General features: G+C 61.0%; 15 protein-coding genes and 2 tRNA genes. 3 read left to right on the top strand and 14 right to left on the bottom strand.

The features are described from left to right. Positions 1-2 precede the first annotated feature (2 nt). The 14 genes from BLS61_RS07910 to BLS61_RS07845 form a co-directional block, all read right to left on the bottom strand. The gene (locus BLS61_RS07910) at positions 3-1,175 is read right to left on the bottom strand and encodes an NDP-hexose 2,3-dehydratase family protein (protein ID WP_167358707.1); all 1,173 of its coding nucleotides are present in this window, start codon (positions 1,173-1,175) and stop codon (positions 3-5) included. Between the two features lie 631 nt (positions 1,176-1,806). Continuing rightward, positions 1,807-1,882: transfer RNA gene (locus BLS61_RS07905), tRNA-Thr, on the bottom strand. Positions 1,883-2,152: 270 nt separating this feature from the next. After that, a complete protein-coding gene (locus BLS61_RS07900; protein ID WP_090429604.1) occupies positions 2,153-3,391 on the bottom strand; it encodes a methyltransferase in 1,239 nt (412 codons plus the stop codon). 50 nt (positions 3,392-3,441) lie between these two features. Further along, a complete protein-coding gene (locus tag BLS61_RS07895; RefSeq protein ID WP_090429892.1) occupies positions 3,442-4,131 on the bottom strand; it encodes an ABC transporter permease in 690 nt (229 codons plus the stop codon). A 77-nt stretch (positions 4,132-4,208) separates the two neighbouring features. Then, a complete protein-coding gene (locus tag BLS61_RS07890; protein ID WP_090429601.1) occupies positions 4,209-4,904 on the bottom strand; it encodes an ABC transporter permease in 696 nt (231 codons plus the stop codon). 54 nt (positions 4,905-4,958) lie between these two features. Further along, positions 4,959-5,711 (bottom strand): ABC transporter substrate-binding protein, encoded by a 753-nt coding sequence (locus tag BLS61_RS07885; protein ID WP_004374017.1) that lies wholly within the window; start codon positions 5,709-5,711, stop codon positions 4,959-4,961. A gap of 15 nt (positions 5,712-5,726) precedes the next feature. Then, a complete protein-coding gene (locus tag BLS61_RS07880) occupies positions 5,727-6,500 on the bottom strand; it encodes an ABC transporter ATP-binding protein (protein WP_090429599.1) in 774 nt (257 codons plus the stop codon). Positions 6,501-6,894: 394 nt separating this feature from the next. Next, positions 6,895-7,395: a DUF4411 family protein gene (locus BLS61_RS07875; protein WP_090429597.1), complete on the bottom strand. Its 501-nt coding sequence runs from the start codon at positions 7,393-7,395 to the stop codon at positions 6,895-6,897. Continuing rightward, positions 7,392-8,528: an ImmA/IrrE family metallo-endopeptidase gene (locus tag BLS61_RS07870; RefSeq protein ID WP_090429596.1), complete on the bottom strand. Its 1,137-nt coding sequence runs from the start codon at positions 8,526-8,528 to the stop codon at positions 7,392-7,394. The genes BLS61_RS07875 and BLS61_RS07870 overlap by 4 nt, the downstream gene beginning before the upstream one ends. A 430-nt stretch (positions 8,529-8,958) precedes the next feature. Then, positions 8,959-9,034, bottom strand: a tRNA-Phe gene (locus BLS61_RS07865). Between the two features lie 175 nt (positions 9,035-9,209). Further along, positions 9,210-9,482: an oxidative damage protection protein gene (locus BLS61_RS07860; protein ID WP_004374015.1), complete on the bottom strand. Its 273-nt coding sequence runs from the start codon at positions 9,480-9,482 to the stop codon at positions 9,210-9,212. Further along, positions 9,479-10,546, bottom strand: coding sequence for an A/G-specific adenine glycosylase (mutY, locus tag BLS61_RS07855; RefSeq protein ID WP_090429594.1), 1,068 nt, complete (start codon positions 10,544-10,546; stop codon positions 9,479-9,481). The genes BLS61_RS07860 and mutY overlap by 4 nt, the downstream gene beginning before the upstream one ends. Continuing rightward, positions 10,543-12,768, bottom strand: a complete 2,226-nt coding sequence (locus BLS61_RS07850; protein WP_090429592.1) for an AsmA family protein — start codon at positions 12,766-12,768, stop codon at positions 10,543-10,545. The genes mutY and BLS61_RS07850 overlap by 4 nt, the downstream gene beginning before the upstream one ends. Before the next feature lie 81 nt (positions 12,769-12,849). Then, the gene (locus tag BLS61_RS07845; protein ID WP_090429590.1) at positions 12,850-13,941 is read right to left on the bottom strand and encodes an NAD(P)/FAD-dependent oxidoreductase; all 1,092 of its coding nucleotides are present in this window, start codon (positions 13,939-13,941) and stop codon (positions 12,850-12,852) included. Positions 13,942-14,112: 171 nt separating this feature from the next. On the opposite strand from BLS61_RS07845, the gene hisB reads away from it, so the two are divergent. Genes hisB through BLS61_RS07830 form a run of 3 tightly spaced genes read left to right on the top strand, consistent with a single transcriptional unit; the run spans position 14,113 to position 15,599 of the window. Further along, positions 14,113-14,706: an imidazoleglycerol-phosphate dehydratase HisB gene (gene hisB / locus BLS61_RS07840; RefSeq protein ID WP_004374009.1), complete on the top strand. Its 594-nt coding sequence runs from the start codon at positions 14,113-14,115 to the stop codon at positions 14,704-14,706. Continuing rightward, positions 14,707-15,345, top strand: coding sequence for an imidazole glycerol phosphate synthase subunit HisH (gene hisH / locus BLS61_RS07835; protein WP_090429589.1), 639 nt, complete (start codon positions 14,707-14,709; stop codon positions 15,343-15,345). It abuts the gene before it with no gap. Then, a complete protein-coding gene (locus BLS61_RS07830) occupies positions 15,345-15,599 on the top strand; it encodes a DUF2164 domain-containing protein (RefSeq protein ID WP_090429587.1) in 255 nt (84 codons plus the stop codon). Before hisH ends, BLS61_RS07830 begins: the two co-directional genes overlap by 1 nt. Positions 15,600-15,614 lie beyond the last annotated feature (15 nt).

Here is a 15,614-nt window from a genome sequence, read left to right as displayed (position 1 = left end):
GCTCATGCGGTCAAATCAACTAGCGAGAGCGCCATCCTAAGTTCCAAGGACGTCGCTAAGGGGGTAGCAATCATATCCAGTAGCTGCTTTTCGGAAACCCAGACTATTTTTTCGTTCTCATCAGCGGCGTTGATATCGGTTGTAAGTCTCAATAGTTGAATGTGGATGGCGTGCCGCCAGAACCGGCCTCCTTCTGCAGACGTGCATACCGAGCTACAGACATCGGCAGCCGCAACTTCGGCAGGAAACCAGACGGTTCTACCTAGTAGCCCGATTTGGCTGGCTCGAGTTAGTGCGTATTGTCTTGACCCGGCATTTTCTTTAAATATTAGATTAATTTGTCTGGATTTATACCCGGCCAAAAGTGGTTGTGTCCAGGTGGCAACCTCACGTGCACGGGTTCGCGCGCGGAAAAATCTTATATGTATACCTTCGCTGTCAAAGGTTTCATAGTTGAAGGGTAGTTTGGCAATGGTCTTCTGTGCTTTGTCCAAGGACACTTCGCCAGGTATGCTTGCAGGCGTCTCGATGTCTAGCAGCGGGATGCAGACTCGCAAGTCATTGGTAATCAACTGATCTTGCGTTGCCATTTGCACAAGGGTTTGTCGGGTTACCCAGAAAAAGCCAGAAGGTGGCGCTACGTAGTTATTGATCTTTATTATTAAATATCGTTTTCTCTTTAAAATATAAAGATCGCCCCAGTCGTAGTTTTCCGTGTCGAATAAAACGGTGCCGTAATCTTGGGGGTTTTTGACAAACTCTAGAAAGGGTGTTTCCTTGCCGCCGTGTTGCCGGAGGTAGTTGTTGGGTGTTGATTGTATGGTGGTGGTATAGTTGACGCTGTCAATTAGTCCTGGCTCATATCGTATATTCAACAGAGCGCATAGTTTCCCTTCTACTTCGGTAAGCAGCAGCATCACCAATGCAGGCTGGCACTGCGTTATCAGGAAGCGCGTCGCATTTGTCTCGTTTTTGTAAAGCGAAATTCTAAAGTAGTCACTCTTGGTGTTGAGTAGCTCTAGATCATTGATCTGCCAATCACCTGTGTCGATTACGCATGGCTCAGTAGTAGATAGGGCCTGATGTGTGCCCTTATAGTTTAAAAGCTGCTCAATAGAGTCAATGATCTCTCGATCTGCGATTTTCTTCTGCGTCTCAGGAGTGTAGTTACTCATGGTGGCGCTCTGCAATTTGGGTAGCGTGGTTTGATTTCGGTGGTGAAATTTACTTGGCTCTGTGAACAGCATAATTAGTTTTTATGTGGCAATACAGCGTTACGTGTAAGTCGCTAATATGCGCCGCCGTTATGCTGCAATATGCTGAACGCCGTATACATGGGGAACAGACCTAGCATAGGTGCCGGGGTTTCATAAATGCCCATTGAATTCTGATGGCAGCAGCTCGCAGAGACGAACCTCTGGCTGTGCGTACCTTGAGCGCCAAGGTATTACAGTGTAGTAAGGGCTGCCGCAAGCTCCAGTGATGCTGAAGCGCTACAGGCGCGGCTTCGCGGCATCATCAGCGGTGCGCTTGTCTGGAGAAGGGTAAGCAGGCTGAGCTGCGGCTCGGAGAGGCCTACAACAGCTGAAACAGACTTAAATCACGCTGCTGCCTGGGCCCTGAGTTGAGCCCGCAATCTGCGCGGGCTTCGTTCCCCTTGCAAGAAAGCGCTGGCTTCCATCGGCTAGCAGAACGGACGGTAGATGCTGCAAGGACATTTATCACTTGAGCTGACGAAGGCCTGCTCTAGAGGCCTCTGGTACTGAAAAAGCAAAGGCCTGCATCGCTGCAAGCCTTTGATTGAGATGGTGCCGGCACCAGGAGTCGAACCCGGGACCTACTGATTACAAGTCAGTTGCTCTACCAGCTGAGCTATACCGGCACGGAAGGGCCGCCATTATATCCATTCATCGGCCCGAGTAAAGCCGGGATCGAGCCAGGTTTTTCCGGCCTCGGCTATCAAGGGTTATTGGCTTATGCACAAATAGAAGGCGCTGGCGGCGACTTCGCACCCTGTCTGTGCGTTTGCTCACGCTTTTTCGCAAGTCATTGTTTTTTTTGAATCTTCAGGCTCTGTTCGAAAAATGATCAGCTGTCTACGAGGCCATTCACGGGTGGCTTTGCAGCATTTGCCCAAAAAGGATCAACAGAGTTATCCACAGCTTCTGTGCGCAACTCGCGGGCGCTCGGCCAGCAGTAGCAGGTTGCGGGGGCTCAGCTGGTAGTCGCAGAAGGTGCCCAGTCGGACGCGGTAACCCTGGTCTTCCAGATACAGGGCACGATCCAGCAGTAACCAGAGTTCCAGTGGCCGACGGAACAGGTTGCGTAGCAGCTCCAGGTTGCGCACCTCGGCCAGGCGCTGCCAGCCTTGCGCTTCCAGGGCAACCCAGTCCTGCTCGCCCGGCGAAGGTACGCCCCTGAGCGTGGCGAGGTCATGGCAGAAGCGGGCGAAGGGTTTGCCGAACCATTCACTGGGCAGCGATGGCGTTGGCAGGTATTCGTCGATGCCGCGCAGTTGGCGTTGTAGCAGGTCGAAGGCTAGGCGCCAGGCCATCGACTGGTCGCGTTGTCTACGGACCCGTGCGCTTGCCGTGACTGTCTCGCTTAGCGGCAAGCCTAGGTCGTCGCGTGAAAGCTGCAGCGCCGATGCCTGTGCGGCGGCCGAGAGCGCTTGGTACTGCACGCCGGCAATACGGTTGTAGCAGCAGGGCGCCACTGCCAGTTGCGTGCATCCCTTGCGGCTGGCCAGTTGCAGCAGGCGTACATGAAGATCACCACAGGCATGCAGGGCAACCGGGGTGTGTTTTTCCTGCAGGCGCTCGCTGCAGTCGTCGGCCAGCACATCCTGTTGAAGATGCTCGGCATTCAGTCGCAGCCGTGCGCTCAAGGCACTTCCTGATGCGACCAGCGAAGGGTCGTACTCCAGGCAGGTCAGGCGCTGATCGTCCTGGGTCAGCCAGCGGCCGAGATGTCCCTTGCCTGAACACCAGTCGAGCCAGTGCGAGGGGCGCTGGCGAAACTGCAGATGACTGGCGAAGGCCTGGATCTGCGCCAGCTTTCTACCGGGCACATCGACGCTGAAGGCATGCGCGCGCTCTGGGCTGTTCAGGCGCGGCAGTTCGCCCAATTGGCTGAGCGCCTGCGCCTGGCGGGCCAGATCGGTGAAAGGGGCGGGCGCAATGAGTGCGAACAGTTCGCTGTCGCTGGCTTCAGCCTGCTCCAGAGAGCGACAGCGCAGCCAGGCGGCCAGCTCGGGCAGTTCGCTTTCCCAGGGCAGATGCAGATGCTGGAACGGGCGTGGGCGCCAGAGGGCCTGGTGCTTCAGGAGAAAGTCATCCAGCGCCTGGAAGCGCGCGATCAGGTCGCCTGAGGCAAGAAGGGGCTCGGACATGGCGTCTATCGTCGGGAGTACGGGCCACCGTTGCAGGCAGCCCGGCAGGCTTAGCGGCCCTGGCAGGCGTCGACGCGCAGCCAGCGTTCCAGCAGGCGGAAGGCACGCACCAGAACGAAGGCGATGGCCAGGTAGAACAGGCCGGCGGCGAAGAAGATTTCCACCGGCAGGTAGGTGCGCGCGATGATGGTACGCGCCATGCCGGTCAGCTCCAGCAGCGTCACGGTGCTGGCCAGGGCGCTGGCCTTGAGCATCAGGATCACTTCGTTGCTGTAGGCCGGCAGGCCGATGCGCGCGGCGCGCGGCAGGATGATGTAGAGCATCGCCTGCGCACGCGACATGCCCAGGGCACGCGCCGCTTCCACCTCGCCGGGCGGCACGGCCTGGATGGCGCCGCGCAGGATCTCGGCAATGTAGGCGGCGGTATGCAGGGTCATGGTGATAATCGCGCACCAGTACGGGTCGCGCAGATAGGGCCACAGCGGGCCCTGGCGCACAGCATCGAACTGCGCCAGGCCGTAGTAGACCAGAAACAGCTGCACCAGTAGCGGCGTGCCGCGGAAGAAGAAGATGTAGCCATACGGCAGGGCACGCACGTACCAGTGGCGGGAGGCGCGGGCGATGCCCATGGGCAGGGCGAGGATCAGGCCGGCGACGACGGCGATGGCCACCAGCTCCAGGGTCAGCAGCGCGCCCTGGGACAGGCGCGGCAGCCACTTGATGATCACCGCCCAGTTCAGGCTGGAGAGGCTCGCCCAGAGCGCCAATGCGATGAGCAGGCCTGCTGCGAGCCAGGCGATGGTGGCGGCGTTCTTTCTCATGACGCGCTCCGGACGAAGCCGCGGCTGGCGCGCTTCTCGAGGAAATGCAGGCCGATCATGGCGAGGATGGTCAGGCCCAGGTAGATGAAGGCTGCAACCATATAGAAGGTGAAGGGCTCCTTGCTCGCGGTCACCGCGATCTGCGAGCGACGCATGATTTCCTCGAGGCCGATCACCGAGACCAGCGCGGTGTCCTTCATCAAAATCATGAACAGGTTGCCCAGGCCGGGCAGGGCGATGCGCCACATCTGCGGCAGGATCAGCTTCCAGAGGATGCGCCCCTTGGACATGCCCAGGGCCATGCCGGCTTCGCGATGGCCCTTGGGGATGGCCAGGATGGCGCCGCGAAACACCTCGGTGGCGTAGGCGCCGAAGCACAGGCCGAGGGCGATGGTGCCCGCGGCGAAGGCGGAGAGCTCCAGGCTCTCTACGCCGAGCAGGTCGGCCAGGCTGCGCATCAGGCCGACCGTGCCGAAATAGATCAGCAGCACCCAGAGCAGTTCGGGCACGCCGCGCACGATGGTGGAATAGCTGCCGCCGAGCCACTGCAGCGGCTTGTACGGCGAAGTCTTGGCCAGTGCGCCGAGCAGACCGAGCACCAGACCCACCGCCAGCGCGGACAGCGCCAGTTTGATGGTCATCAGGGTGCCGGCCGCCAGGGCGGGGCCGAATCCGTGGAGTTCGAAGATCATCGGAGGGCTCGGGCAACTGCGCCGCCGAATGGGCGGCGCAATGCCGTCAGGTCATCAGTAGATGCTGAACGGGAAGTACTTGTCGTTGATCTGCTTGTAGGTGCCGTCTTCGATGATGGCCTGCAGAGCGGTGTTCAGCTTCTCGCGCAGCGGGTCGCCCTTGCGCACGGCGATGCCGATCTTGTCGTTGTCGAATACCGGGTCGCCCTTGAACTCGAAGTTCTTGCCGGCGTCGCTCTTGAGCCATTCCCAGTTGACGAAGGTGTCGGCCAGTACGCCGTCGAGACGGCCGGAGGCCAGATCGAGGTAGGCGTTTTCCTGGGTGTCGTACAGCTTGATGTCGACCACCTTGCCCAGGTTGTCTTCCAGCCAGGTGCCGGCGATGGTGGCGCGCTGCGCACCGATCACCTTGCCCTTGAGGCTGGCTTCGTCGGTCTTGAATTCGGCCGACTTCGGCGCGATGAACTGCAGCTTGTTGGTGTAGTAGGGCTCGGTGAAATCGACCGCGGCCTGACGCTCTTCGGTGATCGACATGGAGGCGATTAGGAAGTCGAACTTCTTGGCGTTGAGGGCGGGGATGATGCCGTCCCAGTCGGACGTGACCACTTCGCACTCGGCCTGCATCTTGGCGCACAGCGCCTGGCCGATTTCCACGTCGAAGCCGGTGACCTTGCCGCTGGCGTCGATCAGGTTGAAGGGTGGGTAGGCGCCTTCGGTGCCGAGTTTGAGTTTGTCAGCGGCGACAGCGCTGGTGCCGAAAGCCAGGGTAGCGGCCGCGGCCAGCAGGATCTTCTTATAGTTCTGCATGCATGTTGCTCCGTGTTAGCGATTGCTGGACATGAATTGTTTACAGCGTGCCGATTGCGGGTTGTCAAACACCTGGGCGGGTGGCCCCTGTTCCTCGACCAGGCCCTGGTGGAGGAACACCACCTCGCTGGATACCTGGCGAGCGAAACTCATTTCATGGGTGACCAGCAGCATGGTGCGACCTTCATCGGCAAGCGCGCGAATCACGTTAAGCACTTCTTGTACCATCTCCGGGTCCAGTGCCGAGGTGGGCTCGTCGAACAGGATCACCTTCGGCTGCATGGCCAGGGTGCGGGCGATGGCCGCGCGCTGTTGCTGGCCGCCGGACAGCTGGTTGGGGTAGACGTGACGCTTGTCGGCGATGCCGACCTTGGCCAGCAGCACCTCGGCCACCTCGATGGCCTCGGCCTTGCTCTGGCCGAGCACGCGGCGCGGCGCCTCGATGATGTTGTCGAGCACGCTCATGTGCGGCCACAGGTTGAAATTCTGGAAGACGAAACCGATCTCGCTGCGCAGGCGGTTGATCTGCTTGTTGTCGGCGGCAATCAGTTCGCCGTTCTTCGCGGCCTTGAGCTTGAGCTCCTCGCCGGCGACGAAGATCTGACCCTGATGCGGGTTTTCCAGCAGGTTGATGCAGCGCAGGAAGGTGGACTTGCCGGAGCCGGAGGAGCCGAGAATGGAGATGACGTCGCCGTCTTTGGCCGTCAGGGAAATGCCCTTGAGCACTTCGAGGTCGCCGTAGCGTTTGTGCAGGTTGCGGATTTCCAGCGCGGGCGTCGCCTCGGCCATGGGGTGTGATCCTCTTCTTCTTCGAAAGCGCTCCGGCGTGCTGCTGGCCGTCCTGGCTGGCGGCCAAGCTAGCATAGCGTTTCCGTGACCGCCAAGCCGTTTGCTGGCCTATGGCTTGCTCTACAGTCAGGGTGTCGCCTGGTTGCAGGTGCTTGTCGCGCGGATGCAAAACGAGCCAATCAGCGTATGTCGTTCAAATTCTGCGCGACCGCCTCATCGAGGCGTCGTTTGTATTTTGAGCAATGCATAGGAGAGGTCACTCGTATTTGCACCGAGGTCACTCGTATTTACAGGGCAAGTCACCTGTATTTGCGCTGAGCTCACCCGTGTTTGAGGCGAGATAGCGATTATTCGGTTGCGCTGCTACGAGGCAAGGGACACCAAGCCCACAGGGCTATTGATTTGGTAGGACGAATTTCGCGTCCAGGGTGTGGAGCAGCTCGAACGTATTCATATAAGGGACCTGAAAGTGTTCGCAGACGTTGGGGATAATAAATTTTCGTTTCACTTCCAGATTTAGGACTTCGTGGGTAACCACTGTAGCCCCTGTGCATATGGCTTTGGCGATCAGCCACGGGTCTGCTCCAGACAGAAATTCTTCAAGTGCTCCTGGCTTCATGTTGGGCGCCAATTGCGCTACATGCGCAGCGACATCTATGTAGGCGGCTTGTGTCTGTTCATCGCTGATAGCGTGGAAGAACTCAGGGTTTTTAGCAGTCCATTCCGCCAACTCGTCTTTGCCTTTGGCTATCTCATCCATCACAGATGTAATGCTGGCTAACTCCAGTGCTTGGTTCTGCAAGAGCAACCATTGCCAGAAGGCAGGGCAGAAGGCCATACCGTAGTAGCGGTTCTTGGCTTCAATTAGAGTATTCGCGTCGAGTAGATGCTTCATTCCGTGAGCTTATTGGCGAGTGTCCTTAACTTGGCCGGCTGGACTCCCAGGATGAGCCCTGCGTCTCGTAACAGCAGTCGGCCGCTCAGTGCTTCGTTTAATACTGCTCTACTTAGGCGCGCGCTATTCTTTGCAGTCGCATTCCTGTAATAGTCGCCCATGCCGCCTTCTTTGTCCTGAAAATCTTTGAGGACACGTCGATAATAGGCACTGTATTGATGCTGGGTAATGTACCTAAGATCAAGCGCTCGACGGCCTATGGCCAGCTTGCTGAGATGGAAGCGCGTGGACAGGGGGGCAAGATTATCCTCCCAGTCAATTTGGGCATTCCAAGCTGCTCGGAATAGGTCTTCTGGGGCGAGGAACTCACCGGCTACTGCGTTGCAGAAACGCTCCTCTTCTCTGCCTGCCGCTGTATTTCCATCAGAAACACCACTGCTACCGATCCATATATGGGCAAGCTCGTGCATTAGCGTAAAGAGGCGTGCGGTCGGTACATCAGCGCTGTTGATGAAAACAACTGGTGCGTACGCATTGCTGATAGCAAAGCCACGAAATTCATCAACCTCTAATTTACGGTGAGTGTTCCCAAGGGCAATGCCGCTACGCATTACAAGCACGCCGACATCTTCTGCTGCCTTGATGAGTGCGCGGCTATATTTGTCGTAATCCAGGCGTGCAGCATCAGGGTTAACTCCCAGGGTTGCGCGCATGTCGGCTACAACTGCTTTTACTGGGGATTGAGGCGTAAATCGACCCACGAAGGGCAGCTCTTCACGCTGTTGGTCTTGAAGGTATTCAAGGTACCAGTCTTGCTTACGTATGGCATCTTTTACTGTGTCCAGCAGGTTAAGGCTGGGCTGCTCAGGAGCGATTCCTCGTACTGTTCTCAGGTCTGGTAGAGGAAGTTCTTCTGCCGGAGGCTTTGGAAGAAAGAGAAAGCCAAAAGGGATATGAGCAACATTTGCCCACTTTTGAGCCTGTAAGAACGTAGGCTTTGCCTCTCCTGCTTCCCATTTTTTGACGCTCTCAGGTTTAACGGGAAGCTTCTTGGCGACCTGTTCAGTAGACAGGCCTGCGCGTTCGCGGGACCATGTGAGAATGGTCGGATTTACCAAGGCTGCTTGGGTCATGGCAGTACGAGCGAGTCGAAGAGGTAAGTAGGGTCTTTGACGGCATTGCCAGCAGATGTGTTCGGCCTGATTCGATCATAGCTATCTGGCATGGCCCTTCTCCTTGGCTCATCTCAAAGCGCCCTCTTAGGGCGGTGAACTTTACGTTATTTGTAGATAGCCCGTTCGTCAATGTGATGGGTGGTCGCAGATCTAACCGCGCTGTCGAGAGATCGGATACCTTCCACTCACGTCCGCGACCCATCATCGGGCGAGGGGGCTTAGGGATGGTCTTGCGGTGGTAGTAAGACCCCGGTCTTTTTGGGTGCTGAAACGGCTGTGGCATGGCACCCAATTTGTGCGCCTCCTTTGTACGACCATGAGGGCGCAACTTGGGGCTCTATAAACAGAAAACCCCCGACACCAGTAGCATCGGGGGTTTCGGTATTCATGGTGCCCAGGGACGGAATCGAACCGCCGACACGGGGATTTTCAATCCCCTGCTCTACCAACTGAGCTACCTGGGCCAACGGGGCGCTATTAGACGGATTTGAAGGATCAGTGTCAAGCGCGGGTTTGAAAAATATTTAATTATTTCGGGCGCTTAGGTTCGTGAGGGGAGGGTGTGCCGTGCGCACCGCTATCGAGAGCCGACGGCTGGTGCGCATGGCGCACCCTACTTGAAGCCGTGCACCCTACCTCTTACTCGCTCGGCGGTACGTAGCCTTCGGCCTGGGCGTATTCCTCGCCGGAGAGGAACTTGTCCATCTCGGTCTGCAGGAACTTGCGGTCTTCGGCGTTCATCATGTTCAGACGACGCTCGTTGATTAGCATGGTCTGGTGCTTCTGCCATTCGTCCCAGGCCTGCTTGGATACGTTGGCGAAGATGTCTTCGCCCTTGGGGCCGGGGTAGGGCGCGCGATCCAGGCCGGGCAGTTCCTGTTTGTATTTGCGGCACAGCACGGTGCGGGTCATGTCGGTTCTCCAGCGGTAATGGCTTGCGCCGCGCGTTTCAGCAACTTCTTCACCGGGGCGGCGAGGCCCAGGCGCGGCGGGGTGGCGAGGTTATACCAGAGCCAGTCGCCCTCGGCCACGCGGCTCGGCTGCTCGGTCACTCGCACCATCCAGGGTTCGATGGCCAGCTGGAAGTGGCTGAAGGTGTGGGTCAGGCCTTCCAGCTCTTGGCGCTCGCCAAGCTCGAGCTGTTGTTGCTGGGCGAGCTCGTCGAGCTGAGACAGGTCATCCAGTTCCGGCAGGCTCCACAGCCCGCCCCATAGTCCGGTGGAGGGGCGGCGATAGAGCAGGATGTCGCCGGCGGCGTTGACCAGCAGCGGCATCAGAGTGCGCTTCTGCGGCAGCATCTTGCGCGGCTTGGGCACCGGGTAGCGGATTTCCAGGCCGAGCAGATGCGCCTGGCAGCCGCTGCGCACCGGGCACAGCAGGCAGGTGGGTTTGCTGCGGGTGCAGAGGGTGGCGCCGAGGTCCATCATCGCCTGGGTGTAGTGGCCGACCCGTTCGTGCGGGGTGAGGCGCTCGGCGACGTCCCACAGCTGCTTGGCCACCTTCGGCTCGCCTGGGTAGCCCTCCTGAGCCACGTAGCGTGCCAGCACGCGCTTGACGTTGCCGTCGAGGATCGGTGCACGCACGCCCATGCTCAGGCTGGCGATGGCGCCGGCGGTGGAGCGGCCGATGCCGGGCAGCTCGGCCAGCGCCTCGACGCTGCGGGGGAACTCGCCGTCGTGCTCGCGCATGATGATCTGCGCGGTTTTCTGCAGGTTGCGCGCGCGGGTGTAGTAGCCCAGGCCGGTCCACAGGTGCAGCACTTCATCCTCGGGCGCTTCGGCCAGGTCCTTCACGGTCGGCAGTGCGGCCATAAAGCGATCGAAGTAGCCGAGCACAGTGCTGACCTGGGTCTGCTGCAGCATGATTTCCGAAACCCAGACGCGATACGGGGTGATGTTCTGCTGCCAGGGCAGATCCTTGCGCCCGTGCTGGTCGTACCAGGCCAGCACGGCGTTGTTGAACTGCTCCGGACTCATCGGTTGAACAGGCCTTTGAGTGCGTCTTTCAGATCCGGGCTGACCTTATCGCCGAGCTTCTCTTCCAGCTTCTCGGTCAGCTTGTTGCCAGCCAGGCGTGCGGCGATCTTGCCGAGCCCGTCCTGATCCAGACGGCAGGCCTTGGCGCCCAGCTCCAGCGGACCGCGGCAGCGCAGCGGCCATTCGATGCCGACGTAGCGCTCGTTGACCTGGCAGGCCGGGTCGGGCATTTCGCGCTGGTCCCCTTCCAGGGTGATACCCACCTTGTAGTCGAGGCCGAGCACGCGCAGGTCGAGGTCGCCGTTGCCGCTGACCGCCAGGCCCGGCACCTGGGCCTTGAGGTCCGGGTTGTGGGCGACACCGTCGCGCACGCTGAGGCTGCCCTTGAGTTCGCGGAAGGGGGTGTCCTTGCCGGTTGGCGGGTTGCTCAGCGACTTGCGGTTGAGGGTGGCGATGCCGCGGCACAGCTGCTGTTCGAGATTGGCGTCGACCAGCACGCCATCGTTGAGGACGAAGCTGGCGTTGCCGTTGAGCGCCTCGACCCACTCCTTCTGGCTGTTGCCGCGGGTGTTGAACTTGGCATCCAGATCGAGCAGGCCCTTGATCGGCGACGACTGATCGTCCTTCTTCAGCAGCGGCTCCAGCGGCATGCGGCTGAGGCGTTTTTCCACGCTGATCATCGGCTCGGCCTGGCGCACGTCGATGCGGCCATTGCCGACGAAACTGCCGCCCTGCATCTTGCCGCGCACTTCCTCCAGGGTGATCAGGCCGCCACGACCATTGGCCTTGAGGTTGACGTCGGTGAAGGGCTGCTTGTCGTAGGTGAGCTGGCCGAGGCTCAGCGCCAGCTGCAGGTCGAGTTTGCGCAATTGATCCACCGGCAGCACTTTCTCGTTGCTCCAGGCCTGCTGGGTCGGGGCATTGGGCAGCGGGGTGGTGCCGTCCTTGCCGGCGTCGGCGATGCTTTCCTTGACCTCGGCCTTGCGTGCGGTACCGGCACTGTCTTTGGCTTTCGGTGGCAGGTAGCGATCGAGGTCGAGCTTGTCGCCCTTGAGGTCGGCGCGCAGCGCCTGCCTGGCGAAGTCGGCCACGCCGAGCTTGCCGGTGAAGGTGCTGCCGTCGAGCTTGAGGTTGAGCTCCTCGAGAATCATGCCCTTGCTCGAACCGTTCAGGCGGCTGACCAGTTCGAACTGGTTCAGGGCATCGCTGGCCTGCATGGGCGGCAATTCGACGCCGATGCCATCGAGGAACTCGCGCAGATTGAGTGAGGCGATGGACAGCCCGCCGGAGATCTTGGCGTCCTCGCCGAGCTCGCGCGCCTTGATCTCACCGAGCGCGCGCAACTGGTTGGCGGAAAGCTTGAGGCCGTTCCATTCGGCGATGTTGGCCGCCTGGTCGAGCAGCAACTGGCCCTGGGCGGAGAAGTTCAGGGTCTTGCCCTTGAGCGGTTCGCCGGACGCTTCGCCGGCCAGCTTGAGGTCTTCGAACTGGTAGCGCTTGAGCGCGCGGTCGAAACGCAGCTGACCTTCGACCTCGCTGCGCGCACGCAGCACCGGCTGGTTGGTGCCGAAGAAGGCGCTGAACTTGACCGGAATGCTGGCGCCTTCGCGAATCGCGCCGGTTTTCAGCTCGATATTCTCGACGGTGAATTGCTGGCCCTTCTGCGCGTCGCTGTAGTCGATGCGCGAGTTGCTCAGGGTCAGGCTGTCGATATCCAGCTTGACCGGCTGGCCGGCCGGCTTTTCGCTCGGCTGGCTCGGCGGCGCATCTTCACTCGGTGCGGGTTCGCTGGGCGCTGGTTGCGTGGTGCTGGCCTGGGCCGGGCGGCCGACCCCTTCCCAGTTGCCATGGCCCTTGTCGTCGCGCTGCAGGTTGAGGTTGAGGCCGTCGACACGGATGTCGCTCATCTGCACCTCCTTGCGCAGCAGCGGCATCACGCGCACCGAGAGGCCGATCATGCGCAGGTCGGCGAAGGGCTTGTCCGGCGTGTCGGCGCTGGCCAGGGTGGCGTCGGTCAGCTCCAGACCCAGCCAGGGGAACAGGCTCCAGCCGATATCGCCCCTGAGCTGCAGCTCGAGGTTGGCCTTGTCGCGGGCGATCTGGCGGATCTCGTCCTTGTAGTCGTTGGGGTCGAACAGATGGGTCAGGGCGAACAGCAATGCCACTACGATCAGCAGCAAGCCGAGAAGGAAGAGGCCCAGGATCTTGCCGAGCGCTTTCATGGACGAGTCCTTGTTTCGATGACGAAAATTGCGGGCAGCCAGTGGAGGCGCAGCCGTCGATAATGGGCGCCGATTATAGCCTTACAGGGCGCCGGCGACCCGCTCGGCAATGGCCAGGCTGGCGGTGAGTCCTGGCGATTCGATGCCGAACAGGTTGACCAGGCCGGGCAGGCGGTGATCGGCAGGGGTTTGGATCAGGAAGTCGGCGGCCGGTTCCCCGGGGCCGCTGAGCTTGGCGCGCACGCCGGCATAGCCGGGTTGCAGCCGGGCAGCGTCGAGCGCCGGAAAGTAGCGGGCGACGGCGGCGGCGAAAGGCGCGCGCAGGTTCTCGTCGACTGCGTAATCGAGGGTCTCCAGCCAGTGCACATCGGGGCCGAAGCGCAGTTGCCCGGCCAGATCGAGGGTGGCATGGATGCCCAGGCCGGCGGTATTGGCCTCCGGCATCGGATAGATCAGCCGGGAGAATGGCGAACGCCCGCTGTAGCTGAAGTAGCGACCCTGGCACAGGTGCAGCGGCGGCACCGGCAGGCCTTCGATGGTGCGGGCCAGGCGCTGGGCGAAGGGGCCGCCGGCATTGATCACCCGTTGTGCGCGCAGGGTAAAGGCCTCGCCCGCGCTGTGGCCGCTGGCGATCCAGGCGTCACCGTCGCGCTGCAGGCGTTCGACACGGCTGTGCAGCACCAGCTGTGCATCGCGGCTCTGCGCCACCGCCAGCAGCGACTGCAGATAGGCATGGCTGTCGATGATGCCGGTGCTCGGCGAGAGCAGGGCGCGTGCGCCGCGCAGGGCCGGTTCCAGCTCATGCAGGCGTGGCTGGTCGATCTGCTGCAGATCCGTTACGCCACAGGCCTCGGCATTGCCGGCCAGCGCCTCGAGCTTGCCGATTTCGCTCTCCTGCACCGCCACCAGCAGCTTGCCGATCCGCCGGTGCGCCACGCCGTGTTGGTTGCACCAGGCGTACAGGCGTTCGCGGCCCTCCAGGCACAGCTCGGCCTTGAGCGAGCCGGGCGGATAATAGAGGCCGGCGTGAATGACCTCGGAGTTGCGGCTGGAGGTGTGGCTGCCGATCAGCCCTTCGGCCTCCAGAATCAGCGTATCGGGTTTGCCCAGGCGGGCGGCGCAGGCCAGACCGAGGGCGCCGGCGCCAATGATCAGGGTATCGACTTCGTGCATGGCTCTAACGGTGTGTTTGCTGGTTGGCGGGAGCATAGCAAGAGCCACGTTGCGCTCTCGGGAAAGGGCATGTCGGTCTGCGCGCTTCATCCGACCATCGCCGGTAGCCGTTGCGGCCCCGGCGCGCCTATAATGCTGGCCTTTTTCCGTTGGCAATTCGTGGAGCTGGTGATGGCCGAACGTACGGCATTCGTCGAGCGCAACACCCTGGAGACCCAGGTCAAGGTCTCGATCAACCTGGATGGCACCGGCAAGGCCAAATTCGATATTGGCGTGCCGTTTCTCGAGCACATGCTCGACCAGATCGCCCGTCATGGCCTGATCGACCTCGATATCGAGTGCAAGGGCGATCTGCATATCGACGACCACCACACCGTCGAGGACGTCGGCATCACCCTCGGCCAGGCCTTCGCCAAGGCCGTCGGCGACAAGAAGGGCATGACCCGCTACGGCCACTCCTACGTGCCGCTGGACGAAGCGCTGTCGCGCGTGGTGATCGACTTCTCCGGTCGCCCCGGCCTGCAGATGCACGTGCCGTTCACCCGCGCCGTGGTCGGCAACTTCGACGTCGACCTGTTCCAGGAATTCTTCCAGGGCTTCGTCAACCACGCGCTGGTGTCGCTGCACATCGACAACCTGCGCGGGCACAACACCCACCACCAGATCGAGACCGTGTTCAAGGCCTTCGGCCGTGCGCTGCGCATGGCGGTGGAGCTGGACCCGCGCATGGCCGGGCAGATGCCGTCGACCAAGGGCTGCCTGTAAATGCAGACGGTAGCCGTAATCGACTATGGCATGGGCAACCTGCACTCGGTGGCCAAGGCGCTGGAGCATGTCGGCGCCGGCCGCGTGCTGGTAACCAGCGACGCCAAGGTGATCCGCGAGGCCGACCGTGTGGTGTTCCCCGGCGTCGGCGCGATCCGCGACTGCATGGCCGAGATCAGGCGCCTGGGCTTCGATGAGCTGGTGCGTGAAGTCAGCGCCGACCGTCCGTTCCTCGGCATCTGCGTCGGCATGCAGGCGCTGCTCGAGCGCAGCGAGGAAAACGACGGCGTCGACTGCATCGGCCTGTTCCCCGGCCAGGTACGCTTCTTCGGCAAGGACCTGAGCGAAGACGGCGAGCGCCTCAAGGTGCCGCACATGGGCTGGAACGAGGTCAGTCAGGCGGTCAAGCACCCGCTGTGGCACGACATCCCGGAAAATGCGCGCTTCTACTTCGTGCACAGCTATTACATCGAGGCCGGCAAGCCGCAGCAGGTGGTCGGTCGCGGCCACTACGGCAAGGACTTCGCTGCGGCATTGGCCGAGGGCTCGCGCTTCGCCGTGCAGTTCCACCCGGAGAAGAGCCATACCCACGGCCTGCAGCTGCTGCAGAACTTCGCCGCCTGGGATGGCCGCTGGTAATGGCGCGCAACAAGGCTCCCAGTCTGGCGCTCGAGCCTGCCCAGGAGCAGGCCGCGCTGCTGATGCTGCAGCGCTTTCTCGATGAGCGTTTCGAGCTGCAGCTGGGCACCTTCGAAGTGCAGGAAATCCTCGACCAGATCACCCGCGAGCTGGCGCCGCACTACTACAACAAGGCGATTCTCGACGTGCAGGCGCACCTGAAGGACAGGTTCGAAAGCATCGAGAGCGACCTCTGGGCGCTCGAAAAGAGCTGAGCGCCTTACCGAATT

Source organism: Ectopseudomonas guguanensis (assembly GCF_900104265.1).
Classification (GTDB): Bacteria; Pseudomonadota; Gammaproteobacteria; order Pseudomonadales; family Pseudomonadaceae; genus Aquipseudomonas; species Aquipseudomonas guguanensis.
This window is presented reverse-complemented; position numbering and strand designations above follow the sequence as displayed.